We start from the raw sequence: 26,395 nt of genomic DNA on the forward strand, positions 1-26,395 counted from the left end.
TGCCGCCTCCGTATTATGCAAAATATTTTTCAATGCCTTCAGCAATCAGACGAGCTGTTTTCTTTTGGAACCATTGTCCCTTCATCAAGGTCAGCTCCTTTTCATTGCTGATGAAGCACATTTCTACTAAAACTGCCGGCATACTGATACGCTTGATAACATAAAAGTTTGCCTGACGTACACCCAAATCATCTACACCAAAATTAGCAGCCAGCTTATTTTGGATATTTTTAGCTAAGCGCAAATCATTATCGGTTTTCGGATAGTAGTATGTAGAAAAACCACCAACATTTTTATTGACCGAAGAATTGACATGCAGGCTGACAAACATATCCGAATTATATTTTTCGCCAACGTTTACACGCGCCTGCAGTTCCTCTGCATCACTGGCATTAGGTCCGAATACATCAACATCGGTAGTGCGCGTCATATAGACCTTGGCACCTTTATCTTCCAGGATTTCCTTAAGCATTTTGGCAATTGGCAGAGTAATATTTTTTTCCTTCGTACCATCACTGCCTATAGCTCCCGGATCGCTGCCGCCATGGCCTGCATCTAAGGTAATAATTTTACCGTCAAGACCGCCGCTTGTGCGGAACCTGCCGTTTCCTTTGATTACCGCAAGCTTATCAGCGTCAGATTTATTTACTTTTGTTTCCGTTTTGGCAGCAGCAGTATTTTTCTTATTATCGTTTTTATTTTTACTGCTGCTCTTCTTTTTATCCGCTTTCTTATCCGCTGCGGTACTTGTTTTTATAACGATATTTTTCTTGATACTGCTGTTATTTTTTGTCGGACGGTTGCTTACTACCGGTCTGTTGCTTACAACGGTGGTTGCAGCACCGGAACCACTGTAGGAAGCCTGGCGCGGCATAACATCAAGCACTACACGGAAGGGACGGCCTGTTGCAGGATCCTTCTTTAAGACGAAAGCCTTATAGCTTTTTTCCAGCAGACGCTGTTTCAGCGGTACACGCACCACCGTATAGCTGCCTTTATCCACAATTTTCAAGGAATCAGCCAAAGAGCTTTTTACAGCCTTACTATGCGGCACCTGCGCTCCCTTATCGGCATTCACCGTCAGATTCAGCGTATCGCCTTCCATATCAACAGCATAGCCTGCAGTATCCGTTACATCAACAACAATACGCAGAACGTCTGCTTTATTGACACCCCATTTTACATCTGTTATCTGCGCCGCCTGAGCAACCGCGCCTAAAAGCATACAGCAGGCCAGCAGCGTCAGCAGGAAAATCTTGCGCAATAGTTCCACCTCGCAAACTTACATACTCTTACTAAAGATTTTACTTCAACAGTTTATTTTAACACTAATTACATAAGTCTGTAAACAAAATTACCGTTAAAGCATTAATTGCCCTTCAGAACCTCATGACGGGCCTCCGGCAAAAACTGCGCCAGCTCGCCTGCTGCCAGCCCGATATCAATACCGCTGATATCCGCAGCCTTTCCGTGCAGGTAAACCCCGCACAAAGCAGCCTCCTGCAGAGTAATCTCCTGCGCTGCCAGACCGGCAATGATACCTGTCAGCACATCACCGCTGCCACCTGTAGCCAAAGCACTGGAGCCGGTGCTGTTGACATAAACAGTGCCATCTGGGCAGGCAATAACGGTCGGTGCTCCCTTGAGCACCAGCACAGCATTCCATTCCTGAGCATATTGCGCAGCAATATTGATACGGTCAGCATTAATTTCGCTGATTTCTTTACCGATAAGACGTGCCATTTCACCCGGATGCGGAGTCAGCACCTTAGCTGCCTGCATCTGTGCAAGAATTTCCGTATGTCCCTGTAATGCTGTCAATGCATCCGCATCAATAACAACAGGTACCTGCACCTGCAGCAGGATATCACGCACTACCTGCTGTGTACTTTCACTTGTACCCAAGCCTGGGCCGATTGCCAGTACATCGGCAGCATTAGCATTTTTCACTACATCGCCTGTTGCGCCGCCGCCAAGAATACCGGGCATACGCTCCAGCAGTCCGTGCACCATAACCTCTGTAAGCTTGCCTGCCAGCACATCACGGCTGCTGAGCGGAGTATAAAGCGCTACAAGGCCTGCACCAGCCTTTACTGCGGCGTAGCTGCTCAAAGCAGCGGCACCGGCGAAGCCGGGGCTGCCGGCACAGATAACAGCGCGTCCTGCATCGCCCTTATGCGCATCAGCTTTACGCAGCGGCAGCAGCTCACGCACAATATCGTCTGTCAGACGATATTTTTTGCTGGCACATTCCTCTACCATTTTTGCAGGCATACCTATATCTGCCAGCTCAATATCACCGCAATACTCACGGCCGGGATAGAGCAAAAGACCGGTTTTTAACAAAGCCATCGTCACGGTTTTATCCGCACGTACAGCATTTTCAGAAACAGCACCATTGTCTGCATTTACACCTGTCGGTACGTCAACTGCTACAATATATTTTTCGCTGTCATTCAGTAATCTGCAGGCACGCAGCAAATCGCCCTCAAGCTCGCCATGAAAGCCGGTTCCTGCTAAAGCATCAACCAAAATATCAGCCTTCGCAGCAGCAAGCTCAGCTACTACCCAGTCATCCTCGCCGGCAATAGCCTCTACCTTAGCATCAGTTTTTTGCAACATCGCAAGCTCTGCCGCAGCATCACCTGTCACAGCCTCGAGTTCCTTGCCTACGACAAAAACGCGCACTCTTGCACCGTAATTTTGCAGCCAGCGGGCAGCACCGAAGCCATCGCCGCCATTATTGCCGCCACCGCAAAAAACAACTACGCTTTCGCCATCCAGCTCATCTAAGCTATCATTAACAGCATCGGCAACCGCCTGCGCTGCATTATCCATCAATAAGATTCCCGGTACAGCATATTCCGCTGTCGCCAGTTGATCAAGCTGTTTCATTTCCTGTACGTTTACTAATTTCATTTTTCATCCTCCATTATCACATACGCCGTAGCCAGCTCTCTGCTATGGCTTAAGCTGATTTGTATATTTTTTACTCCAAGCTGTTTTGCCAGCATTGCAAAGTGACCGCTAAGCTGCACCAAAGGCTTTCCCAGAACATCGTTGTCTACGGCTATTTCCTGCAGCGAGCCTTCGCGCAGACCGGTTCCCAATGCTTTCAGCACCGCTTCTTTAGCAGCAAAGCGTGCTGCAAAGCTTGCCGCCGCCTGCTGTCCTCTTCTTTGACAATAGGCAGCTTCCTCAGCAGTAAACACTCGCCGGATAAAAGATTCGCGCTTTATTGCCCGGGCAATACGTTCTATTTCGATAATATCACAGCCTATGCCTACTATCATTTGCTTTCACTCCTTCACACAGCTTCGTAACTATTATTAATTCTTGCAAGTATATCCAAAATCCTTTTTTTATTTTTGATTTTCACAAAGATATTGCAAAATGATAAGAAAGAGGTTAAAATTTGAGCTAGGACTTGTCTTTGTTACACTAAGAAAACTTTAAGGTATCTATACTACCCTAACTATAATATAATTTCATGATTTATTTAATGAAGTCCTATACAAATTATTGCTAAAGCAACAGTGCTTCAGATGGAATCTCCATGTCATAATTAATTATACTTTATTATTAAACTTACTAAAAAATAAATTGATTTTAAAAGAAGGTAAAAATGAAGCTATTATTTAGTCTAACATCATTATTTCTTTTGATTTGTTCAACCGCATTAGCTTATGATAATGAACCAGACGGATTCAAAGGATTAAAGTGGGGAACAAGTATAGAGGAATTCAAGAACGTTTATCCTAATGCAACTTTGCAAAAACAACAACCGGGAGAATATAACCCTGCTAACATCATAACATATATTGTTCCAATTAATGAAAGTAAGTTAAGCGGTATTACCATAACTTCCCCTTTTAGGTATTCTTTTTATAATAATAAATTGGAATCAGTTTTAGTTACATTTACAGGTAAAGATAATTACGAAACACTAAATAAGCAAAAATTTTTATTAAACAGAATGTCAATGATATATGGGGAAATTAACGAAAGTAGTGGCAACAATATTGACGAATTTATCCCTGGTCTTTCTACCTCATATTATAATTTTAACTACTGTTGGAAAGGTACAACAACAACCATCAACTTAAATGGAAGTTACAAAGAGCCTAATCTCAGTTCTTATTTATCAATTAGTATATCATCTGTAGAAATCCGAAAGCAATGGTTATCAAAAGTCAAACCAATTGATAAGACAGAATGGTCTAAAATTCGGAAAAATATTATTTCCGAATATCGTTCTGATTGGTGAACTGAAAAAAATACATCATTATTAATAATTTAAAGGAGTATATGTAAAAATGTTTTATAGTCTTGCAACAGCATGCTTTGCTTTAGCTATACAATCTATAATAAAAAGTGTATTAAAAAATTTTTTTGGCAGAAGTAGTTTAGATGTTATAGTAAAGTTAATTTACCTAATTACTCTACCTATCATTATGTATAATGTAGTATCAGAAACAATGGCCATTATATCTTTAGGTTATGCAATAAAGCATGTATTTGGATATGATAGCTCATTACCATATACTCATCAAACGTTTTCTGCATTAAAATACGGGAAAATTGCAAATTATACAGCCTACGCAATTATGTTTTTCGGTTTCTTGACAATAATCAATTTTGGACGTATATAATAACAAATCAATAGTTGACATAAAAAGATACACATTGATTATTTTATAATATGTGTATCTTTTTTATTTTATAGTAACTTATTATGTGTTCATTAATATGACAAGACGTTATGATTATTGTTGTAATTCTAGATAACGTATAATAAGTTGCGCAAATTCAATTCAAAAAGATAGACATAGAGACTACCTTTGCTTACAATTAAGTTACCACACAAAACATGAAAGAAGGTAGAATCTATGTCTGGTAACATTATACAATTAAACGAGCAATTTATCCACAACGAATTGAGAACTATTGTAAAAAATAGTGTAGAAGAAACTCTCAATGCTCTTTTGGATGCAGAAGCTGACAAACTTGTACAAGCTGAACGCTACGCACGTGAGCAAACAAGAAAAGGTTATCGCGCCGGTCATTACGAAAGATCATTCTCTACTCAAGCTGGTGATGTTACTTTAAAAGTGCCTAAATTAAAAGGTCTTACTTTTGAGTCTGCTATTATTCAGCGCTACCAAAGACGTGAATGCTCCGTAGAAGAAGCCTTGATAGAAATGTATCTTGCCGGCGTTTCTATGCGTCGTGTTGAAAGTATTACAGAGATTCTCTGGGGACAGAAGGTTTCAGCCGGAACCATTAGCAATCTGAATCAAAAATGCTTTGCTCAAATTGAAGAATGGCGCTCCAGGAAGCTTACAGAAAAGTACCCCTATGTCTTTGTAGACGGTATTTTTCTAAAAAGATGTTGGGGAGGTTCCTTTGAAAACGCCTCTGTATTAGTTGCTATTGGCGTCACAGAAGACGGATACAGAGAAGTTATAGGTACAGCCGAGGGCCTCAAAGAAGATACTGAAAGCTGGAAAAATTTCTTTGTATGGCTGAAAAGCCGTGGCTTAGATGGCGTAAAACTTATAATTGGCGATAAAAATTTAGGCATGGTAGAAAGCATAGGTGAAGTGTTTCCAAATGCCAGATACCAACGCTGCACGGTGCATATGTACCGTAATATATTCTCTGTAGTACCACGTAAAACTGTCAAGGAAGTTGCCAAGATGCTCAAAGCAATTCATGCTCAGGAGAATAAAGCAGCAGCTAAAGAAAAGGCAAAATCAGTAATTTCCAGATTACGTGAGATGAAACTTAACAAGGCTGCAGACAAACTAGAAAATGGTTTAGAGGAAACCTTGACCTATATGGATTTTCCGTCAGAGCATTGGCTACGTATACGTACCAATAACGTTATTGAACGTGTAAACAGAGAAATAAAGCGTCGCACAAGAGTGATTGGCACGTTTCCTGATGGTGAATCAGCATTGATGCTTGTATGTGCAAGATTGCGTTATATAGCCAGCAATGATTGGGGCAAAAAACGTTACTTGAACATGAAACATCTAACAGATATGCTTGCCGAAGAACTGTATTGTGAAGCAAAAATATCTTAAAAACAGCTAACTTAATAAGCAAAGGTATCTAAAGCAGAAGCTAGTTGATATTTAACGGTGAAGTGCACTAACCGTTAAACTTATATAACTAAACTTCTGCTAGGATGTCTGAAGAAATTTGCGCAAAACTATTGACAGTACCTTCTAAAATATCTGATTATAGTGTTTGGGAAGACAAATAGTATGCATAAACCGTAAATTCCTTTGAAATACCGAAAGCATTATGAGGTATGCTATTTTCGTTTACTACGACTACTGAAACAAAGCGCTTAGTTAAAATTACATTTTCAATCCGAATCAGCTTAGCCGGGAAATACAAAAACTCCGCAACCAAAACAGTTGCGGAGTAATTTGTGCGATTTGTGTTTGTGATTGGTGCTTGACAGTAAACCAAAAATTACAGTTCATCCTATATTTCAAATTAGGCCCTTCTGACACTACACCATTAATGTCAACACACCATAAAATGAAAAAAACAACTATTGAAATTGCGCGTTTCAACAGAATGTGCTATTATTTAATTAATTTAAATAGAAAACTTAGTTGTTATCACAGTTGGCAGTGACAGTATGAGCATGCAATACAAAAAGATCTACTAAACAATCTTTACCATGCCATTGGCACAAGACGTGACAATTATAGTATAATAAATGCTCAATTTTTACTATTAATACATATATAGGAGGAAGATAGATTGTGCTAGGAAGATGCTCGGAACTTTTTTACTTTTATTGCTTTGTATTTGCGTTCGGCTCATGCTTTGGCTCCGGTTATATGGCCGTTGTGCAAGGCGTAATAGCAGTTGCTACAATTAAATTTGTAAGTTATCTATACAGGAATGTAGATAATTTATATTTATTTATATTTATTTGTATTATCCTTGATTCCATTTGTAATTATAATTAAAATTATAAGTCCTGTTGCTTACTTTACTGTATGGAGTATTACTCTTTTCTACGTTCTATTTATCTTACTTGCGATATTCAAAGGAAAGACTTCCGATGATACTAAACATATGACAGTAACGGAAATGTACCTGGCTTTACGTGATGATATTTTCAAACAAAAAAATAATAGCCTACGCTTATACGGTAACTATTATTGCTTTTCCCGAATCAAAATTACCGATAGGAGTACTAGACATGCTACGCGGAAGTCCACAGAGATGAATTAAAAAATATGAAATTACTAAATCGCTGAAAATAAATGATATTATAAGGAGGATTTGATGGTGAAAGAAGTTATAACAAAATATCAAACAAACCTAATTATTGGATTATTGCTTATCGCTATTGTGCAATTCGGAATGATTTTTTATCTAATGAGTGAAGTAAACAAAGCCAGATATGAAGCCAGCGAAGCTTGTTCTGATATATCTAGTATAAAGCAGAATATATCAGACACAGCAGATATTACCAAGAGATTAGATAGCATAGAAAGACGCCTTGAAGATATAGAATGTCCAAGCGGACCAAACGAAATAGAAGCTTTGCGTGCTGACTTATTTTTTCTAAAGAAAAAAGTAGACGAATTGGAACTTGATATTCTTTATAGATAAGAGGTTGATAGAATGAAAAAAATAATAATTTTAATATTAACTCTGATTGCACTAATTTTTTCTTCGACAGTTCTTGCTGGTAATAGATTTGTAGATATAGGAGAATTTTATAATCAAAAAATTTTTATTGATACTCAAAGTATTGTTTTAGCAACAGAGAAAGAAACGATTGACTATACAATATGGAAATGGGACAACCAAAATGATAGAGTAATTAGTAACAATATTGAGTATAACGTGTACATGGGAAAATCTAGATGCACCAGGACTGTTGTAAGAAAAATATCAACAAAGGAACTGATGGAAGATACCCTCCGTCCTAACGCTAACTGGCAACCAGTTTATCAGGGCACACCAACCCATATGGGGCTTATGTATATATTAAATGTTCTTGAAAAATATGACCGTGAACGAAACGCTTAATGAATAAACAGCATTCTCGCTTAAATTATAAGTGGGAATGCTGTTTTCAAATACTAGAAAGAAAGTAATACATTAAAACTTATGACATTATTCTAATAAACTGTAACGGTCTTATCCTAACGAATTTATATCAAATTAAGGAGAATGTTGCTAGTCCTAAACTATTATAAATAGCTAAATTTGCAAAACATAGATTTATGTGTAATCTACTATTGCTTTTGCCAAATCATTAAACACTTTTTACTAACATAAAAATCAAGAAAAAGAAAATAAAAATCGTACTTATTTAACGTAAAAAACAAATACAAAGATACTTGTATATTTGCAAAGAATAATTTACGCATACACTGCGCCCTGATTTCTACGCACTACCATGTATACCTAAAATATACTATTAATAATAACTTCATCATAGTTCATTTATTTCACAGCAACCACAACACAAACCTGATAACAAGTATGTAAATTTAAAAATTTAGAAGCTGATTATTTGACACTACTACTCTGGTATGACATAAAGGATTTACACTCATAAGACATTGGAACAGCTATTAGAAGCTATAAATTCAATATAGTTTGTTGCATATGCGTTACATACTCGCTACATACCTGTTACATACGTACCTTAAATTCCATGCATTAAAGACACTTTAAAAAATTTTCCATATATATTCCAAACAACACAGACAATACAAAAACTCCGCAACCAAAACAGTTGCGGAGTAATTTGTGCGATTTGTATTTGTGATTGGTGCTTGACAGTAAACCAAAAGGCTATGTCACAACAAACAGTTGATAAATAGCCATTTTTATAGGGGAGTATCAGAACTCCCCTACAAACTGTTATTTGCAGTTATCTATACTCATTTGGAATTTCGATATGAAGTGTCTCACACAATAACTTCACATCATGTGCATCATTTTCATCAAACTCGTATCCCAGATGGAACATTACTTGACTATATGGTTCAATACAGGAAACCTCTATTTCCTCAATTCTTCCTTTACCCGAAAAAGTTTCTACCGGAAAACAATCCCCATCATAAAGAATTTCACCTTCGTCCGTATATTCAAAACAATGCAAATCAATAATTCTGTTTTTCAAATCTTCCCATACAGTATGGTTCAATGTTGTATATTCCATCTTAATCTCATAAAAGCCATTAGCTTTCATTATTTCTATAAAGTTCTGATAATCGTTCTTTTCTACAAAAATGTCAATATCATTATGGGCTCTTGACTGATATCCAAGAAGAGCATCTACACCCCATCCACCATCAAGAAAGACTTTAATCTCCGCATCTATTGCAAATTGAAGAATCTGTTTTACATCTGTTATATTGACCATCTTATCATCTCCACAAATTCTAATTAGGCGACCAGAGGAACTGCTGGTCTGTTTGATAAATCTCTGCATTTAGCAGTTTTCAATGTTGCCAAAACAAAAGTTAAGAAGATGTTCCTTTTCTCCATGTCGCTTTCTTTGGCGTAATTTACAAGGTTATTCCACACAAGATAGTTGTTCAGATACTTGGTAGAAACACCGTTAAAGCCACGCATAAACCTCTTTAGCTGGCTATGGTAGCTATTGATATGTTGGATATTATAAATGCCTTTCTTGGCTTTGCCAGTCTTTAACTGCACAAGGTCAATGCCATTGGCATTTGTAAATCTCACATAGGAGTTCATCTTGTCCGTAACAAGAGTGGAATTGGTCTTAATCCTACCATCATAAATATGATGTAAATCTCTTGTAGAAACTCTACCAGTATTCGTAATCTTGGAGATAGACAAGCCATTCCTATTAACCGCACAAGGAACACATACCTTTTCTTGGGACAAGCCTCTGATATGTGTAGAATGACCACGCTTATGAGCCTTGCGTGGCATAGCAAATGTCTTACTCTTGCTATGATTGCCCTTGTACGAGATGGCGAAAAAAGTTTCGTCAGCCTCAATAATGCCGTCAAGGGTAACATCGTCTGCCATATTCTGAAGTGCATCCAAAATCTTGTGTCTCCAAAGGAATGCGGTGTTTCTGTGAATCCCACAAGCAACAGCAGTCTTACGAATGGATAAGCCATTCATCATACAATCAATGTACTGCTCCCACACGGACAAGTCTTTTCTTGTACCAGACACAATGGAGTTCGTAGCAATCACGAAGGACTTGCCACAATCCTTACATACATATCGCTGTGTGCCATCTTTACGATGACCATTGCGAACCACATGGATACAGCCACAAAGAGGGCATACACGACCATTTGCAAAGCGTTCCTTTGCTACGAAATCTTCAATATTCAAAGACTTTACAAAGGCAGGACTTAAAAGCATTGTTTTAAGGCTTTCCTGCTCTGCGACAGTCAACTTACCGATAATATCTAATGCGTCTTTGATAGTAGGCATATCCAATTACCTCCTTCGGTGATATGTACCCCCAATACTGGACACCCAGTATTGGGGGTATTTTAATGAAATACAGCTATAAGTTCAAAAGACAGTGTGTAGAATTATATCGACAAGGTAAATGGCCTGAAACGCCTAAAGATATAACAGAAAAAAATTTCCACAATACAATCCGAGTTTGGGTTCGGATAGAAGATAAATGTGGTCCAGAAGCATTAAGACATAAAAATCAGAGAAAAACTTGGTCAGCAGAAGAGAAATATGAACTTGTAGCCAAAGTATTAGCTGGTGCGTCAAATAAGGAAACAGCTATTTCTGCAGGAATTAACGCTGGACTCTTGTATCAGTGGGTTAGATGCTATAAAATTAAAGGGTATCAGGGATTGGTCGCACAACGAAAAGGACGACCACCCAAGGAGCCTGAAATGAAGAAAAAAATAGAGCCGGCAGAACTTACTCCATCAGAACGAGAAGAAATGATTCTGCTCAGAGCAGAAAATGAGCGCTTGAGAGCGGAGATTGCTATTGTAAAAAAAGAGATTGCCTTGAGAGAAGAGAGATGCGCAGCGCAACTCAAGGCGAAAAAGCTGCGCTCGTCCAAAAACTGCGTGAAGAAGGTTACAAACTGAATTATTTGCTGGATGCGATTGGACTGTCGCGTTCAACGTACTATTACGAGCTTAGCAAGACAGATAAAGTTAGCGAACGAAATGCCGACTTATCATCCGAAATTATTGTTATCTTCAACGAGAACAAAAAGCGATATGGTGTAAGGCGCGTACATAAGGAGCTTCTGAATCGAGGTTTTCGAGTAAATCACAAGCGTGTCCAACGAATCATGAATCAGCTTACCTTGTTTGGAAAATGTCCCAAGGAAAAATACCACTCCTATAAAGGCGATGTTGGCAAAGTTGCTGATAATATCATCAATCGAGATTTCAATACCGAAAAACCTTTGCAAAAGTGGACAACCGATGTATCGCAGTTCAATCTGCCTTGGGGCAAATGTTATCTTTCTCCGATTTTGGATATGAACAGCAATGAAATAATCTCTTACAATCTTTCTCTACATCCAGATATGGCGCAAATAAAGGACATGCTGAAAAAGGCATTTAAAGGTTTTCCTTCTGTAAAAGGTCTTATTATGCACTCAGATCAAGGATGGCAATATCAGCATGCATTTTATAGGAATGAATTGCAAAAGCACGGAATCATTCAATCAATGTCTAGGAAAGGTAACTGCTATGACAACTGTATTATGGAAACTTTCTTTGGCAGATTAAAAAACGAGATGTTCTACGGATTTGAAAAAGATTACCCTTCGTTTGAATCTTTTTCAAACGCTATAGCTGAGTACATCGATTATTATAACAACAAAAGAATTCAAGCTAAAACAAAATGGATGCCTCCCTCTAAATTCAGAGAAGCATCCATGATGTAAATATAATTATTCAAATTTTTAGCGGTGTCCAGAAAACTGGGTACATATCATCGGTGGTACTGTTTCTTACTATTATTATACGCTATTTCTCGTCAAAAATCAACCATTTGTTGTGACAGAGCCAACCAAAAATTAACGTTTGGAGAACTGGCTAGCTTTACGAGCTTTCTTCAAGCCGTATTTACGACGTTCTTTTTCGCGCGGGTCGCGAGTCAGGAAGCCTGCTTTTTTCAGAGCAGGACGGAATTCAGCGTCAACTTTCAGCAGAGCGCGAGCAATGCCGTGACGGATAGCACCAGCTTGGCCGGAAATACCGCCGCCGTTTACGTTAACGAGTACGTCATATTTGCCTTTGGTTTCGGTAACTTCGAGCGGTTGGTTAACAATCAGCTCTAAGGTTTTCAGACCAAAGTATTTGTTCAATTCACGGTCGTTGATAACGATGTTGCCTTCACCCGGAACCAGGCGAACGCGAGCAACAGAAGATTTACGACGACCAGTTGCGTTATAAGTAACTACTGCCATTTATTTGTTCCCTCCCGGATATTATCTAACGTTGATTTCCATTACTTCAGGTTTTTGAGCTGCATGCGGATGTTCGCTGCCAGCATATACATGAAGTTTGGAGAAAATTTGAGCGCCGAGGCTGTTGTGCGGAATCATGCCTTTAACAGCGAGCTCTACCATTTTTACAGGGTTTTTCTTCAGCATGTCGCCAGCTTTTACATAGCTGTCGCCGCCGAGATAACCGGAATGACGGAAATAAATTTTGTGAGTCAGTTTTTTGCCGGTCAGAACAACCTTATCTGCATTGATAATGATTACGTGATCACCGGTGTCCATGTGCGGGGTAAAGGTCGGTTTGTGTTTACCGCGCAGGACTTTTGCAACCTCTGCAGCCAGGCGGCCCAGAGTTTTATCAGCTGCGTCAACAACGTACCATTTGTGTTCGATGTTAGACGGATTAGCCATAAAAGATTTCATCGCTTGTGTCCCTCCTAGATATTTTCCAAATATACAGTTCGTTGCGATCTTCTCACCGTATTTCGGGGCTAGTGAAATCAAGCGGAAAATCACGTAGATATATTATACGCAACTTAAGAGTTTAAGTCAAGTATTTTTGTTAAAATTTTAGCATTTTCCAAGAGTTTTTCCCTTAAAGCTGCGGATACTCCCGATAACCTACCTCTGCCAGGTATAAACCCTGTGCCGGAGCAGGCTCGTTCAGAAATTCACAGCGCTGTGCCGTCAGCTCAGCGGCAAAATCCTGCACCGTGCGCTTGCCCATTCCCACCTGTACCAGGGACCAGACTATGTTGCGTACCATGTGATATAAAAAGCCGTCACCGCTGATGCGGAAAAGAATCTCTTCTCCCTGCTGCTGCCACTTGGCAGCAAAAATTGTTTTTATCGGCGAAGTATCAACACTGCCGCTACTGCGGAAGGCACTGAAATCATGCGTTCCCAGCAGCAGCTCCGCCGCTTCGTTCATGGCCTTCACCTCAAGCTGCTGACGCAGCTGCCAGGCATAACGCACCATAAAGGGATTGACGTGCTCATTGACAAGCAGCTTGTAATGATACGTCTTCCACTGTGCGCTGAAGCGTGCGTGAAAGCCTTCCGGCATCTCCTCGGCGCTCACAACCACGATATCCTCCGGCAACAGGCTTGCCGCCGCACGCACCAGATTAGCACAGGGAATGCGTCCGTTCGTAGTAAAGGTCACCGTCTGTGCCAAAGCATGCACGCCTGTATCCGTGCGCCCACTGCCTGCGGTTACTACTTTTTCGCCGCACAGCATAGTCAACGCTTCTTCCAAAACATTTTGCACCGTCTGCACGTTTTTCTGCTTCTGAAAGCCATGATAGGCACTGCCGTCATAGGCTACGACCAGCTTTATTGTACGCATATATTCCCCCAGCGCAATACTGCCAGGCCAACCGCCAGTATAATAATCAAAGCAAAGGCCAGATAATCGCGGCCGGCATATACCAGCTCGTGCATGCGTGTACGTCCTTCACCGCCGCGATAGCAGCGTGCTTCCATTGCAACAGCCAGTTCATCGGCACGACGGAAGGCACTGATAAACAGCGGTACCAGCAAAGGCAGCATATTTTTCATTCTCTGGAAGATATTGCCGCTGGCAAAATCAGCTCCGCGAGAGGTCTGTGCCTTCATAATGCGGTCTGTTTCATCCAATAATGTAGGAATAAAGCGCAAAGCAATGGTCATCATCATAGCCAGCTCATGCGCAGGAACACCCAGCTTTTTGAACGGACGCAGCAGATTTTCAATACCGTCTGTCAGTACAATCGGTGATGTCGTAAAGGTCAGCACCGAAGAAAACAGCAGCAGCAGAATCAGGCGAACTGCCATCTTTACGCCCATGTCGATACCTTCGGCAGTTACGCTCAAAAACTTCCAGGTAAAAACAATATGCTCACCGGGAGCGGTAAACATATGAATCAGCATCGTCAGAATAACGATAATCCAAATAGGCTTCAAGGATTTGAAGACCAGCATCCACGGTACTCTTGAAATAAGAATTACTACAGCGGCAAAGGCAGTCAGAATGCCATAAGCCAACGGCGTTACCGCAAAGAAAATAGCAATGATATAAATCAAGGTGGCCAACAGCTTAGTACGCGGATCAAGCTTATGGATAAAGGATTTACCGGGGAAATATTGTCCTAAGGTTATATCTGTCAGCATTATTTCCACCCCTTTGCTTGCTTAATCGCCTTAACCAGGCTCATATCGTCTTTAATATTCTCTTTCACTGCCAGGCCGTTTTTACGCAGCAAATCCGCCAGCTTGTAAACCTGCGGAACATCTACGCCAACCTTGACCAGCTCATCGGCATGCTGCTTGAAAATATCTGCGGGAGTACCGTCGAACAGCACCTTGCCGGTGTTGATAACCAGCAGGCGATCAGCATATTTTACTGCCTCCTCCATGCTGTGCGTTACCAGCACAATAGCAATGCCACGGCTCTTGTGCAGTGACATGATTTCCTTAAATACTGCATTACGGCTGCGCGGGTCCAAGCCTGCGGAAGGCTCGTCCAAAACCAGATAATCCGGGTTCATCGCAACCACACCGGCAATAGCTACACGGCGCATCTGGCCGCCGCTCAGCTGAAAGGGAGAGCGCTGCGCATAGGTATCATAATCCAGGCCGACGAAGGCCATAGCCTCACGCACCTGCTTTTCTACCTCATCCTCGGCAAAGCCTTTATTGCGCGGGCCGAAGGCGATATCCTCAAAAACAGTTTCCGCAAACAGCTGATGCTCTGGATACTGAAATACCATGCCAACCTGCTGGCGTGCAGTCTTGGCCTCTGCACTCTTAGCAGTAATATTAATGTCATCAATGCTTGCGCTGCCCTTATCCGGCTTCAGCAAGCCGTTTAAATGCTGTACTAAGGTAGACTTACCGCTGCCTGTGTGTCCTATAATAGCAACTATTTCGCCCTTGGAAATCTCCAGCGATACATCATTGAGCGCCAGGCGTTCAAACGGCGTGCCTTTGGAATATGTATGATATATATTAGAAAGTTTTATTGACATAATGCCTGCGCCAGCTCCTCATCTGTAATAATATCCTGCGGCAGCTTTACACCGCTTTTGCGCAGCTCGCTGGCTACCTTCGCTGCCAGCGGAGCCTCCAGTCCCAAGGCCTCCAGCTCATCCACTCTGCTGAAAACCTCACGCGGAGTACCCATAAATCTGATATGACCTTTTTCCATAACAACTACGCGGTCAGCAGCCAGTGCCTCAACCATGTAATGCGTAATATAAACTATAGTCATATTTTTTTCTTCATTGAGCTTACGTACAGTGCCCACGATTTCCTTGCGTCCCTGCGGGTCAAGCATCGCTGTAGGCTCGTCCAGCACAATGCATTCCGGCTGCAGCGCCAGAATACCTGCTATAGCCACACGCTGCTTCTGGCCGCCGCTCAAAAGATGCGGTGCATGTTTGGCATATTCCGTCATGCCTACAGCAGCCAACGAATCTGCTACACGCTGCGGTATTTCCGGACCAGGTACGCCGATATTTTCCGGACCGAAGGCCACATCCTCTTCGACAATCGCAGCAACTATCTGGTTGTCGGGATTTTGGAACACCATGCCCACCTTTTGGCGGATATCCCACATTTTGCTTTCATCTTCAGTGTCCATGCCATCTACCAGCACAGTGCCGTCAGTCGGCAGCAGTAAAGCGTTCAAGTGACGTGCCAGCGTAGATTTACCGCTGCCGTTAGCGCCGATAACAGCAACAAATTCACCCTGCTTAATCTCAAGGCTTACGCCGTCCAGTGCCCTTACCTCATTGCCATCAGCATCTGTATAGTAATGCTTCAAATTTTTTATACTAATCACAACAGTGCCTCCATCATAAATTCGTGTACTTAATAATTATATACGTGATAAAAAGATTAGTCAACCTTCTTTTATCATAAGGTTAACCATAATGCTAAAAGAGTAAACCATAAACGCTAAAGCACGTTTACGGCTTATTTTTATAAATCAAAACGTTCAATTTTAATGCCAGCAAAGCAACACGAGCTTTAGAAAACGAGAAAACAGCCTGCAGGGGATATTGCAGGCTGTTTCTCTTAGGAAAGCTGTTTATGATGAATTTGATGGGAAGGGTGTAGCAACTTCTTGCTACACTCATAGTATACTATATTGCTGTGACATAGCAAGGGCAAAGTTTTGAAGAAATCGTGAATAAAATTCCTGCATGAACTGCGCTTGCATTCAAATTTAATTATTACTTATCCGTAATCTGTGCTCCAAACGGCAACAGTGCCAGCTTAGCCAGCTTAAAATGCTGCATGCCGAAGGGAATGCCGATAATCGTACAGCACAAAATTACAGCAAAAACTGCATGCGTAATTGCCAGCTCGATACCGCCAAAAATCAGCCAAAAAATATTTAACAGCAACGAGGTTGTTTCACCGCTCAAAGCTACATCCTTGCCAAATGGGAAGAAGCTCAACCGTCCCAGCTTAAAGCACTGCAGTCCTACCGGAATACCGATAATCGTCAAACACCATAACAGGCCTACCAGATACCAGATAATGCCTGCTAAAATACCGCCAAATAAAAACCAGATAATATTACCGATAATGCTCATTGCGCACTTCCTTTCATCTACCGACAAACCAACCGGCACAGCGAAAAAATATACACGTAGTTGGTTACTGATACATTTGATTTAAAAGATTGTAAGTAATCTCTCTAAGGCTAGTTTAGCATACCGCAAACTTTTGCGCAAGCGCAAAGGCAAGCGGCACTGTGGGAACTCTGGGGAGAGTCTCACGGTGCCGCTGCACTATATTAAATTAAATGGGATAACTTAATGATTGGTTTCTTCGGCTAATTTTACCGGAACCAACTCAGCCTCTTCCTTGAGATGCTGCTGATAAGCTTTTGTTTCAGCAACAACTACGCCGGAAAGAGCAACCAGAGCAATCAGGTTAGGCAAAGCCATCAGACCGTTAACGATATCGGACATAACCCAGATTTCTTCCAGTTTCAGGAACGGACCGCAGGCAACAAGAATGATGAAACCGATGCGGTACGGAAGAATTGCTTTAACACCCATCAGGTATTCTACGCAACGTTCGCCGTAATAGTTCCAGCCGAGGATGGTAGTGAAGGCGAAGAGCACCAGGCCAACCAACAGCAGCCAGCTGCCGAAAGCAGGGAAGGCGGAAGTGAAGGCTGCATTAGTCATTGCAGCACCGTTGAGTTCACCGTTCCAAACGCCGGTAACAATCAAGGACAAACCGGTCATGGTGCAGATGATGATGGTATCGATAAAGGTACCGGTCATGGAAACCAGACCTTGTTCAGCAGGCCAATTAGTTTTAGCAGCAGCCGCTACGATAGGAGCAGAGCCTAAGCCGGATTCGTTGGAGAATACGCCGCGGGCAACACCGCTGCGCATTGCCAGCATAACAGTTGCACCAAGGAAGCCGCCCTGTGCAGCAGTAGTAGTGAAGGCACTTTCAATAACCAGTGCTACAGCTGCCGGCACCTGATCAGCGAAAGCTATCAAAATACCTAAGGTAGTCAGGAAGTAAATTACTGCCATACCGGGAACAACCTTAGAAGAAACAGTAGCGATGGATTTCAGACCGCCTATGGTTACGGCAGCAACAAGAATTGTCAGCGCAATGCCGGTATAAAGAACCGGGATGCCTGCAGAGATTTTGGTAATCTCAACGATGGAGTTTACCTGAGCGAAGGTACCTACGCCGAAGTATGCGCACATGATACCGAAAACGCAGAACATAGTAGCCAAGGGTTTATATTGCTTGCCAAGGCCGTTTTGAATGTAATACATCGGACCGCCGGAGATATTGCCGTTAGCGTCGACAGTACGATATTTTACAGCCAGCAGGCATTCTGCATATTTGGTTGCCATACCGAAGAAGGCAGCCAGCCACATCCAGAACAATGCACCGGGACCACCGGCCTTAATTGCGGTAGCAACACCGACAATATTACCGGTACCAACAGTTGCAGCAAGAGCGGTACACAATGCTTTAAAGCTGTTTACGTCACCGTGACCATCATTCTTGGCACAGAAGATAAGCTTCAATGCTTGCGGCAGCTTCAATACCTGCAACAAGCCTAAACGAATGGTCAGCATAATGCCGGTACCTACAAGCAATACCAGTAGTGGCGGACCCCAGACAAACGAATCAATTGCATTCAATGTTTCCAACATGATGATTTCCCCTCTCATTTTCAAAGTTCCCTAAGTAAATAAAAAGCCGGAGTATAATTACCTGATACTCCGGTTTGTCAGCGGCCATGATAGCTGTGCTATCATTGTTATTTTGCTCCGTCCACTGGCCTGAGAGATAAGGATGTAAATATTCACATCTTTGCACCTTCGGCGCCCATTCAAGGGACTCTCCAGAGTTGTGTCTGTACACGGTTCTTGCTTTTTATAAGCACCTGAGAGTTTTTGCTCCTTCGGTAGGCATTGCCTTCTCCTATGTACTTCATCCACTCACTATTTACTTATGTATCTGATTATAACACATGTAAAACAAAATTCAAGATCTTACAGCAATGTATACACGCATACATACAAAACTGTAAACTAAAGTATGTTTATTGATTTTTTTAATAACAAAACGGCGCTGTGGGAACTCTGGGGAGAGTCGCACAACGCCGCTTTGCTATATAAAGATGAAATATTAGGCTTACTTATTTATTATTTTCTTCAGCCAGATGCTTCTGATAAGCCTTAGTTTCGGCAACAACTACACCGGACAAAGCAATCAAAGCAATTAAGTTAGGAATAGCCATCAGGCCGTTAACGATATCCGCCAAAACCCAAATCTCTTCCAGCTTCAGGAAAGGACCGCAGGCAATCAGGCATATGAAGATGATGCGGTACGGCAGAATTGCCTTTACGCCCATCAGATATTCTACACAGCGTTCGCCGTAGTAGTTCCAGCCAAGGATGGTGGTGAAAGCAAAGAGTACAAGACCAACCAAAAGCAGCATGCTGCCAAATGCAGGGAAAGCCATGGTGAAGGCAGATTCAGTCATTGCAGCACCGTTCAGAGGTCCGCACCATACACCGCTGACAACCAGGGACAAGCCGGTCAGAGTACAAATGATAATAGTATCAATAAAAGTACCGGTCATAGAAATCAAGCCTTGCTCTGCAGCCCATTTGGTTTTAGCAGCAGCAGCAACGATAGGAGCAGAACCTAAACCGGATTCGTTGGAGAATACGCCACGAGCAACACCACTGCGCATTGCCAGCATAACGGTAGCACCGAGGAAACCGCCTTGAGCAGCAGTCGGAGTGAAAGCAGAATTCAGTACAGTTGCGATTGCAGCAGGAACCTGATCTGCAAACACAATCATGATACCGACAGTAGTCAGGAAGTACAGCAGAGCCATAGCAGGAACTACCTTTGCAGCAACAGTTGCAATGGATTTCAGACCGCCGATGGTTACAGCAGCAACAACTACAGTCAGAGCAATACCGGTGTAAACAACCGGAATACCTGCAGAAATCTGGGTAATTTCAACAATGGAGTTTACCTGAGCAAAGGTACCGATACCAAAGTATGCGCACAGAACACCGAATATAGCAAACATAACAGCCAGCGGTTTGTATTTTTTGCCAAGACCATTTTCAATGTAGTACATCGGGCCACCGGAAATATTGCCGTTAGCATCGACAGTACGATATTTTACAGCCAGCAGACATTCGGAATATTTGGTTGCCATTCCGAAGAAGGCTGCCATCCACATCCAGAACAAAGCGCCCGGCCCACCTGCTTTAATTGCAGTTGCAACACCAACGATGTTACCGGTACCAACAGTTGCAGCCAGTGCGGTACACAATGCTTTAAAGCTGTTTACGTCACCACTGCCATCGTTCTTGGCACTGAAGATCAAGCCCAAAGCCTGCGGCAGCTTGAAAACCTGTAGCAGCTTCAGACGGAAGGTCAGCAGAATACCGGTACCAACCAAAAGTACCAGAAGCGGCGGACCCCAGACAAACGCATCAATTTCATTCAAAATTTCCAACATGATTCAAACATCTCCCTTTAAATTCCCATTAATTATTTACAAGCAAATAAAAAACCGGAGTATACAAAAAATACTCCGGTAAAAGTCAATGACATATGATAGGCAATAGCGCCATCACATAAGCTTTGCTCTGTCCACTGGCCTGAGAGATAAGGACGTTTCTGAATTTCAGAAGACATCTTTGCACCTTCGGCGCCCATTTAAGGGACTCTCCAGAGTTGTGTCAGCATACGGTTCCTGCTTAAAATTAAGCACCTGAGAGTTTTGCTCCTTCGGTAGGCAGTGCCTTCTCCCATATACATCATCCACTCGTTATTTACTTATGTACGCTATTATAACACACTTTTTGAAGAACGCAAGTCTTTTTTTAACAATTTTTTATGTATACACGAATACATAAGGGAGTGTAACTTTTGAAGCAAAACAGATTGCTTAAAGCATGCTAAAATACTACTTATTGTAAAAAATACATACTAAATCTCGCTTTGTAATCATATATGCTTCATTCTCAGCATAATCCAACTATTATCGGCATCAATAACCTGCCATTTTTTATTCTGCTGAGCAATAAATCTATCATAGCTTTTAGTCGTAACAACAACAAAACGATACGGATTCCGCTCCAGTGTTGCGTAAGGCATAACGTTCTTGCTTGTCCAGGAAAAATCCTTGGGAACATAGCCTGCAACCTCACGCTCATGCATCAGCTTGACAATTTTACTGCTGCTGTAAAAAACTGCAGAAGTAGGATATTTGCCATATAAGCCTACCTCATGTACATCATTTTCCGTCAGCATCTCACCCAAATTCTTCGCACTGCGCTGCTCACTGAATGGTATAGCAAGGCTGAAAATAAGCGCAATATAAAATACTGCCGACATAGCCGCAATACTGCAGACACGCTCTCCCGTCACTAAGCGCAGTATATAATCAAGCATCACGCCGATAATCAGCGCCAACGGCAGCAAGAACAGCAGCTCAGATGCTATAAGCTGATGACTTACCGCAAACCATGCTCCCACAAGCAGCAGGCCAAAGCCTCCGCCGACAAATATCATATAACCGCCATCCACACAGTCCGTATGTTTCGCCAGCATGCTTCCCAGCAAAAGGCTGGCCGGGAAGAGCAGCGGATAAGTATAGGTGATGTATTTCGTTGCCATACATTGAAAGAAAATGAAAACAACAAGTGCCCACAGCAGTAAAAATTTTTGCTGTTCTTCCAGGCTACGATGTCCCTGCCGCCACCATTTATAAGCAGCCCTGGGAACAAGTCCGCTCCACGGAAACAGCGCCAGCAGATTTACCAGCGTATAATAGTAAATCACATCGTCACGCGGATGCTCCGATACCGTTGCGCGCAGGAAGTTATGCGTGCCGAAGAAGGTATTGATGAAGTCGCTTCCGTGCAGGCTGTACATTACAGCATACCAGGGAACGACAACCGCCGCACAAAGCAATGTGCCGCTTACAAGATGCATGCGCTTCAGTACGTGCCAATCACGCTGCCACAACAGGAATAACGTAATAATCAATCCCGGCAGCAGCACGCCAATCGGTCCCTTAGTCAAAACCGCAAAGCCTGCTGCAGCATACATAATGTACCAATAGCGCGCCCTGCCGTCACGATAGCCAAGATAGAAAAACAGCAATGTCGCACTGAAGAAAAAGAACAATACAGCATCTGTAATTACCGACTTGCTGATCAGAAAAAATTCTACACTGCTCAGCAGTACCAATGCACTGATAAAACCGCTGCGCGCATTTTCCAGCTTGCTGCCGCCCCACGCCAATAATGCCACGCTGCCTAAACCGAACAATGCCGGGAAGAAGCGTGAAGCAAATTCCGTAAAGCCAAACATTTTATAAGCCAGCGCCGTCATCCAATAAAAGAAAATCGGCTTATCATACCAGTAATGACCGTAAATCTGCGGTGACAGCCAATCGCCGCTCAGTACCATTTCCTTCGCCGTCAAGGCATAATTAGATTCTACGCTCTAAATTGCAATAAGAAGTTGCACACTTTTTGAAAATTAAGATGCATAGATCTTATCCAACTCAAAGTCAAACAGTTCATCTGGAGTTTTATATCCCAGAATCTTCCTTGGAAGTGAATTACACCAATCAGCGATAAACATAATATCTTCGTAGCTATAATTGTCCATCCTCTTTCCTTTTCGGATGAATCTTCTGAGCAAACCATTATGGCGCTCATTACTGCCTCTTTCCCAAGAACTGTAAGGATGTGCGAAGTATATTTTTATAGAAGTGTCATTCTCTATTTGCGAGAGTTCTGCAAACTCGCTTCCATTATCGCTAGTAATTGTCTTAAACACCTGACTGAATTTAGTACCATAGTATTCCTTTAGGTAAGCAATGCCTTCGTTAACAGCAAAGGATGTTTTACTAGTTATTTTCAGTGCGATATACTTGCGTGTTATACGTTCCACAAGAGTCAACACCACGTTGTCACTCTTGCTTTTACTTCCTATAACAGTATCTATTTCCCAATGACCGAATTCATTGCGTTCATCCACATTAGAATCCCTCTCGTCTATGCTGCGACCCATATGCTTCAGATTTTTCTTTATGCTGCGGGTTGTTCTACGTCTTCTTACCTTTAATGGAAGGTCAATGTTGCGCAATCTAAGCAGCATGGAATCTACATAGTTATAGAGAGTCTTTACGCACACAATTTCTTTGAGAGGAAATAGATGATTGTCTAGGGCATAGCCATGGCAGGCATCCAAAGACCAGTGTTCTTGCAATACTTTTCGAACAGTCCAAGTAACAAAATTACTTGTAAGAAATCTTTTAGACTTGCAAATACTGTTGCTATGGCTAGCAATATAGGCACGTTGAGCACGAGCAGCTCCATATCTACCGGTATGAGGATGAGCACCACGCTTGAGTTCATTCCTGATAGTATTTGGAGCACAGTTAAAATACTTTGCCAGCTGACGAAGAGAATACTGTTTAGAGCTGTCAGACAGAATTCCTTGTAATTCCCTGCGGTCTCCTAAAGAAAAGTGTTTACCTTTTTGATGATTTGTGATATCTTTGGTGTAGTCCATTGTGATTACTCCTTAGTTAGTTTTTGTGTAGAAACTTAATCTTAACACAAAGGTATCACAATGGACTATTTTTATTCAATTTTTCAGGTGTGCAATTTCATTATACAATGAGCCATTAGATTCTACGCTGTCTGTAATCAGCAGGCTGCCATTACCCGCAAAAAGCAATGCTGCGGCAGCTGCAAAAAGCAGCAGCCAATATTTTCGTGGCATAAAAAATCCCCCTTCAGCAGCAGAGCTTTTACACTCCGCCTTTCATTAAGCACAGTATAAACTCCTTCACTTAATGATTACTGAAAGGGGTATTCATCTTAAATTCAGCTTATAAGAAAGCCTAATAATTACTTTGCAGCCGTCGGCAGCTTCACATACATGACAGTTCCCCGAGGCTTGTTGTCGAGAACCTTGATGCTGCCGCCATGCTGCCGCACAATAGCCAGCGCCAGCGACAAGCCTAAGCCCAAGCCCCCATGACTACGGCTGCGCGCCTTGTCCACGCGGAAGAAGCGGTCAAAAATCTTCTGCTTATCTTCGTCACTGATGCCAAAGCCCTCATCACGTACCTCCAGTACCAGATGCGTTTTCACCTTGGCTGCACGCAGAGTAATTTGCGTCTGCTCCGGTGAATACTTCATAGCGTTATCCAACAGAATAATCAGCAAGCGCGATAAAGCTATTTCATCACCCTGCATTACCAAGTTATCCTGGATTTCCTGCTTCAGCTGCAGCTTTTTTTCTGCTGTCAAAAGCGACATCTGCGATGCAACCTTTTTACACAGCGCCGTTATATCCACCTGCGCCGTATACACGGGAAGAATATCCTCATCGCTGCGCGCCAGCGTCATAAGATTTTCCGTAAGACGGCTAAGTCTTTCCGACTCGCTTTGCAGCATGTTTACCGACTCTTTGGCAAAATCGCTCAGCCTGCTGTCCTCATCCTCCTGCAGTCCCTGCACAGCCAGCTTCATAACGGCAAGCGGCGTGCGCATTTCATGCGAAGCATCCGCTGTGAACTGCTGCTGCTTGGCATACATGTTGCTTATAGGACGGATATTGCGTTCTGCCAGCCAATAACCGAAATAACAGGCAGCAAAATAGAGTATCAATGCCATACACAAAAGCATAAACAGTGTTTTATAGGCCGCATGATAATAAAACTGCATATTTTTGAACATATACAGCCTGCCAATCTGCTTATCACCGTCAATAACGGGAGCAACAGCGGCAAGATATCTATAACGCGCACCATTTGCACTCTGCATCCGCAAAAGACGCGATGTATTCAGCTTCTTCGGCCAATCATCTTTATGACTCATCAGCTCCTGCCCTGCCTCACCTGTTCCAAGCTGGTTTAAAATTACCTTCGAGCCATCTGCATTCACAAAGTATGCAAGCATCTTCCCGCTGCGGATAGCTGCTTCGGAGCAGGGAGCCTCCTCTGATTCTACCCATTCTTCGCCCTCATGGTAAATTTGCGCTACAAGATTTTCCTTTTCATGCGCCAATATTTCCCACCAGATAAAGGTATAGGCAGCAGCTACAATAACTAAAATCAAAGCACCGAAGATTGCCGCATATAAGCAGGTCATACGCCGGCGCAGCTTTTCAAAAGGCTTATTCCACATAATAGCCCACGCCCCGCATCGTTTTAATCAGTTCTTCTCCGTTCAGCTCCATAATTTTTTTACGCAGCAGACGGATATGCACATCAAGATTGTTCTCCGTCACATCGCTGTCAATGCCCCAGATGCGGTCCTGCAGCACCGCACGCGGCATAACCTGCCCACGGTTACGCAAAAGCAGCTCCAGCAGCTTAAATTCACGCGGACGCAGCTCTACACGACGCTCGTCGTATGCCAGGCAATATGTAGAGCTTTCCAAAGTATAAGCACCGTAACGCAGCTTTTCCGCGCTGTACTGTCCTTGGCGACGGCAAAGAGCGTTCAGACGCGCCACCAGCTCCTCCAGCTCGAAAGGCTTTACCAGATAGTCATCGGCACCGCTGTTTAAGCCCTGCACCTTATCCGCCAACGTATCCTTGGCCGTCAGCAGCAATATTTTTCCCTGATAATCCTCCTCACGCAAACGCTTGCACAGGTCAAGTCCGCTCAGAAGCGGCATCATCCAGTCCAACACCAGCACATCATAGCCGTCGGCATATACAGCATCGTAGGCAGCCTCGCCATCCTGCACCCAGTTCACAGTTATATTTTGCTTTTTCAGCAGCATGCTCAAAAGCTTACCTAAATTTATATCATCCTCAGCTAACAAAATTTTCATTGCTTCCGCCTCCGTTACAGCTATTGTATCACAATGCAGTATAGGCATGTAAAATTAATTTCAACTGAAAAATCGCTGCCGAGGCTTTGCCTGCAGCAGCGATTGTCTTACATGATATATCTGTTCAATGACGGCACAATTTCCGCATAGGTGCCTTTTTTATTGGCCAGCATAATATTAATGGCCCATACAGTCTGTCCGCGGTCATCCTCCGTGCGTGTAGCCTGCAGCTTACGGTTGGTACCTGTAAAACATATGATATCTTCCAGCTCCAGCAAAAGCGCCATATCCTCACGTCTGTAGCCCTCAAGACAGCGGTCGGAAAACATTACTGTCAGCATCAGCATATCGTCCATACGCCAGCATTCCAGGCGATAGGCACGGCCGTCGCTCAGCTTACCGTTATAATAGCCGACATCCTGCACGCCGTCCTCATCCGGCTCATAGGGAGAAGGAACATAATCCACGCGGCAGGGAACAGGAAATTTTTTTATCAGCATAAATTCGTTCTCCTTAGAGAGCAAAGCGCCTCAGAGCTTA

26 protein-coding genes, 1 pseudogene and 2 riboswitches are annotated in these 26,395 nt (G+C 42.6%); of the genes and pseudogenes, 7 read left to right on the top strand and 20 right to left on the bottom strand.

All coding sequences use genetic code 11. The features are described from left to right. Positions 1–13 precede the first annotated feature (13 nt). From M5E81_RS08160 to acpS, 3 genes are all read right to left on the bottom strand, one after another. A complete protein-coding gene (locus M5E81_RS08160) occupies positions 14–1,264 on the bottom strand; it encodes an N-acetylmuramoyl-L-alanine amidase family protein (RefSeq protein WP_249747259.1) in 1,251 nt (416 codons plus the stop codon). A gap of 104 nt (positions 1,265–1,368) precedes the next feature. After that, positions 1,369–2,919: an NAD(P)H-hydrate dehydratase gene (locus M5E81_RS08165; RefSeq protein WP_249747260.1), complete on the bottom strand. Its 1,551-nt coding sequence runs from the start codon at positions 2,917–2,919 to the stop codon at positions 1,369–1,371. After that, a complete protein-coding gene (gene acpS, locus M5E81_RS08170; protein ID WP_249747261.1) occupies positions 2,916–3,293 on the bottom strand; it encodes a holo-ACP synthase in 378 nt (125 codons plus the stop codon). Before acpS ends, M5E81_RS08165 begins: the two co-directional genes overlap by 4 nt. A gap of 332 nt (positions 3,294–3,625) precedes the next feature. On the opposite strand from acpS, the gene M5E81_RS08175 reads away from it, so the two are divergent. From M5E81_RS08175 to M5E81_RS08195, 5 genes are all read left to right on the top strand, one after another. Continuing rightward, a complete protein-coding gene (locus tag M5E81_RS08175) occupies positions 3,626–4,267 on the top strand; it encodes a hypothetical protein (RefSeq protein WP_249747262.1) in 642 nt (213 codons plus the stop codon). Between the two features lie 49 nt (positions 4,268–4,316). After that, the gene (locus M5E81_RS08180) at positions 4,317–4,652 is read left to right on the top strand and encodes a hypothetical protein (RefSeq protein ID WP_249747263.1); all 336 of its coding nucleotides are present in this window, start codon (positions 4,317–4,319) and stop codon (positions 4,650–4,652) included. A gap of 237 nt (positions 4,653–4,889) precedes the next feature. Next, a complete protein-coding gene (locus M5E81_RS08185; RefSeq protein WP_249747264.1) occupies positions 4,890–6,089 on the top strand; it encodes an IS256 family transposase in 1,200 nt (399 codons plus the stop codon). 1,228 nt (positions 6,090–7,317) lie between these two features. Continuing rightward, complete coding sequence (locus tag M5E81_RS08190; protein ID WP_249747265.1) at positions 7,318–7,647, top strand: hypothetical protein; 330 nt, start codon at positions 7,318–7,320, stop codon at positions 7,645–7,647. Between the two features lie 12 nt (positions 7,648–7,659). Continuing rightward, positions 7,660–8,070, top strand: a complete 411-nt coding sequence (locus M5E81_RS08195; RefSeq protein ID WP_249747266.1) for a hypothetical protein — start codon at positions 7,660–7,662, stop codon at positions 8,068–8,070. An 853-nt stretch (positions 8,071–8,923) separates the two neighbouring features. Here M5E81_RS08195 and lnu(C) read toward each other — a convergent pair. Both lnu(C) and M5E81_RS08205 read right to left on the bottom strand, forming a co-directional pair. Next, positions 8,924–9,418, bottom strand: a complete 495-nt coding sequence (gene lnu(C) / locus M5E81_RS08200) for a lincosamide nucleotidyltransferase Lnu(C) (RefSeq protein ID WP_019543803.1) — start codon at positions 9,416–9,418, stop codon at positions 8,924–8,926. A 23-nt stretch (positions 9,419–9,441) separates the two neighbouring features. Then, entirely contained in the window at positions 9,442–10,479 is a 1,038-nt protein-coding gene (locus tag M5E81_RS08205; protein ID WP_002837184.1) for an IS1595-like element ISSag10 family transposase, read from the bottom strand. A 65-nt stretch (positions 10,480–10,544) separates the two neighbouring features. Between M5E81_RS08205 and M5E81_RS08210 the strand changes: the two genes are divergently transcribed. Next, positions 10,545–11,108: a transposase gene (locus tag M5E81_RS08210; RefSeq protein WP_249747006.1), complete on the top strand. Its 564-nt coding sequence runs from the start codon at positions 10,545–10,547 to the stop codon at positions 11,106–11,108. Continuing rightward, on the top strand, positions 11,039–11,920 hold the full coding sequence (locus M5E81_RS08215; protein ID WP_249747005.1) for an IS3 family transposase: 882 nt from the start codon (positions 11,039–11,041) through the stop codon (positions 11,918–11,920). The genes M5E81_RS08210 and M5E81_RS08215 overlap by 70 nt, the downstream gene beginning before the upstream one ends. 132 nt (positions 11,921–12,052) lie before the next feature. Here M5E81_RS08215 and rpsI read toward each other — a convergent pair whose 3' ends face one another. From rpsI to M5E81_RS08290, 15 genes and pseudogenes are all read right to left on the bottom strand, one after another. Beyond that, positions 12,053–12,445: a 30S ribosomal protein S9 gene (gene rpsI / locus M5E81_RS08220; RefSeq protein WP_009145170.1), complete on the bottom strand. Its 393-nt coding sequence runs from the start codon at positions 12,443–12,445 to the stop codon at positions 12,053–12,055. A gap of 21 nt (positions 12,446–12,466) precedes the next feature. Beyond that, on the bottom strand, positions 12,467–12,904 hold the full coding sequence (rplM, locus tag M5E81_RS08225) for a 50S ribosomal protein L13 (RefSeq protein WP_249747267.1): 438 nt from the start codon (positions 12,902–12,904) through the stop codon (positions 12,467–12,469). A gap of 172 nt (positions 12,905–13,076) precedes the next feature. Next, a complete protein-coding gene (truA, locus tag M5E81_RS08230) occupies positions 13,077–13,829 on the bottom strand; it encodes a tRNA pseudouridine(38-40) synthase TruA (protein ID WP_249747268.1) in 753 nt (250 codons plus the stop codon). Continuing rightward, positions 13,817–14,632, bottom strand: coding sequence for an energy-coupling factor transporter transmembrane component T family protein (locus tag M5E81_RS08235; protein WP_249747269.1), 816 nt, complete (start codon positions 14,630–14,632; stop codon positions 13,817–13,819). Before M5E81_RS08235 ends, truA begins: the two co-directional genes overlap by 13 nt. Next, a complete protein-coding gene (locus M5E81_RS08240) occupies positions 14,632–15,489 on the bottom strand; it encodes an energy-coupling factor transporter ATPase (RefSeq protein ID WP_249747270.1) in 858 nt (285 codons plus the stop codon). Before M5E81_RS08240 ends, M5E81_RS08235 begins: the two co-directional genes overlap by 1 nt. Next, entirely contained in the window at positions 15,480–16,304 is an 825-nt protein-coding gene (locus M5E81_RS08245) for an energy-coupling factor transporter ATPase (protein ID WP_009145175.1), read from the bottom strand. Before M5E81_RS08245 ends, M5E81_RS08240 begins: the two co-directional genes overlap by 10 nt. Positions 16,305–16,698: 394 nt before the next feature. Further along, positions 16,699–17,064: a YccF domain-containing protein gene (locus M5E81_RS08250; protein ID WP_009145177.1), complete on the bottom strand. Its 366-nt coding sequence runs from the start codon at positions 17,062–17,064 to the stop codon at positions 16,699–16,701. A gap of 222 nt (positions 17,065–17,286) precedes the next feature. Next, positions 17,287–18,666 carry an alanine/glycine:cation symporter family protein gene (locus M5E81_RS08255; RefSeq protein ID WP_040565007.1) on the bottom strand — a complete coding sequence of 460 codons (1,380 nt, stop codon included), beginning with the start codon at positions 18,664–18,666 and terminating at the stop codon, positions 17,287–17,289. A gap of 107 nt (positions 18,667–18,773) precedes the next feature. Beyond that, a riboswitch (glycine riboswitch) is annotated at positions 18,774–18,871 on the bottom strand. 283 nt (positions 18,872–19,154) lie between these two features. Further along, the gene (locus M5E81_RS08260) at positions 19,155–20,501 is read right to left on the bottom strand and encodes an alanine/glycine:cation symporter family protein (protein WP_249747271.1); all 1,347 of its coding nucleotides are present in this window, start codon (positions 20,499–20,501) and stop codon (positions 19,155–19,157) included. 120 nt (positions 20,502–20,621) lie between these two features. After that, a riboswitch (glycine riboswitch) is annotated at positions 20,622–20,727 on the bottom strand. Positions 20,728–20,992: 265 nt separating this feature from the next. After that, a pseudogene (locus M5E81_RS08265) lies at positions 20,993–22,480 on the bottom strand (ArnT family glycosyltransferase); the annotation flags it as partial. 54 nt (positions 22,481–22,534) lie between these two features. Beyond that, positions 22,535–23,575: an IS30 family transposase gene (locus tag M5E81_RS08270; RefSeq protein WP_249746999.1), complete on the bottom strand. Its 1,041-nt coding sequence runs from the start codon at positions 23,573–23,575 to the stop codon at positions 22,535–22,537. Positions 23,576–23,650: 75 nt separating this feature from the next. Then, positions 23,651–23,788 (bottom strand): hypothetical protein, encoded by a 138-nt coding sequence (locus M5E81_RS08275; protein WP_249747273.1) that lies wholly within the window; start codon positions 23,786–23,788, stop codon positions 23,651–23,653. A gap of 128 nt (positions 23,789–23,916) precedes the next feature. Further along, on the bottom strand, positions 23,917–25,200 hold the full coding sequence (locus tag M5E81_RS08280) for a sensor histidine kinase (protein ID WP_249747274.1): 1,284 nt from the start codon (positions 25,198–25,200) through the stop codon (positions 23,917–23,919). Then, positions 25,190–25,855, bottom strand: coding sequence for a response regulator transcription factor (locus M5E81_RS08285; protein ID WP_249747275.1), 666 nt, complete (start codon positions 25,853–25,855; stop codon positions 25,190–25,192). Before M5E81_RS08285 ends, M5E81_RS08280 begins: the two co-directional genes overlap by 11 nt. A gap of 107 nt (positions 25,856–25,962) precedes the next feature. Further along, positions 25,963–26,355, bottom strand: a complete 393-nt coding sequence (locus tag M5E81_RS08290; RefSeq protein WP_009145183.1) for a hypothetical protein — start codon at positions 26,353–26,355, stop codon at positions 25,963–25,965. Between the last annotated feature and the right edge of the window lie 40 nt (positions 26,356–26,395).

Source organism: Phascolarctobacterium succinatutens (genome assembly GCF_023497905.1).
Taxonomy (GTDB): Bacteria; Bacillota; Negativicutes; order Acidaminococcales; family Acidaminococcaceae; genus Phascolarctobacterium_A; species Phascolarctobacterium_A succinatutens.

Bases quoted from the DNA above. Each gene is read 5' to 3' on its own strand.
- M5E81_RS08185 (WP_249747264.1), top strand. From the start codon at position 4,890: ATGTCTGGTAACATTATACAATTAAACGAGCAATTTATCCACAACGAA.
- acpS (WP_249747261.1), bottom strand. From the start codon at position 3,293: ATGATAGTAGGCATAGGCTGTGATATTATCGAAATAGAACGTATTGCC.
- M5E81_RS08260 (WP_249747271.1), bottom strand. From the start codon at position 20,501: ATGTTGGAAATTTTGAATGAAATTGATGCGTTTGTCTGGGGTCCGCCG.
- M5E81_RS08285 (WP_249747275.1), bottom strand. From the start codon at position 25,855: ATGAAAATTTTGTTAGCTGAGGATGATATAAATTTAGGTAAGCTTTTG.
- rpsI (WP_009145170.1), bottom strand. From the start codon at position 12,445: ATGGCAGTAGTTACTTATAACGCAACTGGTCGTCGTAAATCTTCTGTT.
- M5E81_RS08235 (WP_249747269.1), bottom strand. From the start codon at position 14,632: ATGCTGACAGATATAACCTTAGGACAATATTTCCCCGGTAAATCCTTT.
- M5E81_RS08270 (WP_249746999.1), bottom strand. From the start codon at position 23,575: ATGGACTACACCAAAGATATCACAAATCATCAAAAAGGTAAACACTTT.
- M5E81_RS08275 (WP_249747273.1), bottom strand. From the start codon at position 23,788: ATGCCACGAAAATATTGGCTGCTGCTTTTTGCAGCTGCCGCAGCATTG.
- M5E81_RS08280 (WP_249747274.1), bottom strand. From the start codon at position 25,200: ATGTGGAATAAGCCTTTTGAAAAGCTGCGCCGGCGTATGACCTGCTTA.
- M5E81_RS08215 (WP_249747005.1), top strand. From the start codon at position 11,039: ATGCGCAGCGCAACTCAAGGCGAAAAAGCTGCGCTCGTCCAAAAACTG.
- M5E81_RS08250 (WP_009145177.1), bottom strand. From the start codon at position 17,064: ATGAGCATTATCGGTAATATTATCTGGTTTTTATTTGGCGGTATTTTA.
- rplM (WP_249747267.1), bottom strand. From the start codon at position 12,904: ATGAAATCTTTTATGGCTAATCCGTCTAACATCGAACACAAATGGTAC.
- truA (WP_249747268.1), bottom strand. From the start codon at position 13,829: ATGCGTACAATAAAGCTGGTCGTAGCCTATGACGGCAGTGCCTATCAT.
- M5E81_RS08195 (WP_249747266.1), top strand. From the start codon at position 7,660: ATGAAAAAAATAATAATTTTAATATTAACTCTGATTGCACTAATTTTT.
- M5E81_RS08175 (WP_249747262.1), top strand. From the start codon at position 3,626: ATGAAGCTATTATTTAGTCTAACATCATTATTTCTTTTGATTTGTTCA.
- M5E81_RS08240 (WP_249747270.1), bottom strand. From the start codon at position 15,489: ATGTCAATAAAACTTTCTAATATATATCATACATATTCCAAAGGCACG.
- M5E81_RS08205 (WP_002837184.1), bottom strand. From the start codon at position 10,479: ATGCCTACTATCAAAGACGCATTAGATATTATCGGTAAGTTGACTGTC.
- M5E81_RS08210 (WP_249747006.1), top strand. From the start codon at position 10,545: ATGAAATACAGCTATAAGTTCAAAAGACAGTGTGTAGAATTATATCGA.
- M5E81_RS08180 (WP_249747263.1), top strand. From the start codon at position 4,317: ATGTTTTATAGTCTTGCAACAGCATGCTTTGCTTTAGCTATACAATCT.
- M5E81_RS08190 (WP_249747265.1), top strand. From the start codon at position 7,318: ATGGTGAAAGAAGTTATAACAAAATATCAAACAAACCTAATTATTGGA.
- M5E81_RS08165 (WP_249747260.1), bottom strand. From the start codon at position 2,919: ATGAAATTAGTAAACGTACAGGAAATGAAACAGCTTGATCAACTGGCG.
- M5E81_RS08290 (WP_009145183.1), bottom strand. From the start codon at position 26,355: ATGCTGATAAAAAAATTTCCTGTTCCCTGCCGCGTGGATTATGTTCCT.
- M5E81_RS08255 (WP_040565007.1), bottom strand. From the start codon at position 18,666: ATGTTGGAAACATTGAATGCAATTGATTCGTTTGTCTGGGGTCCGCCA.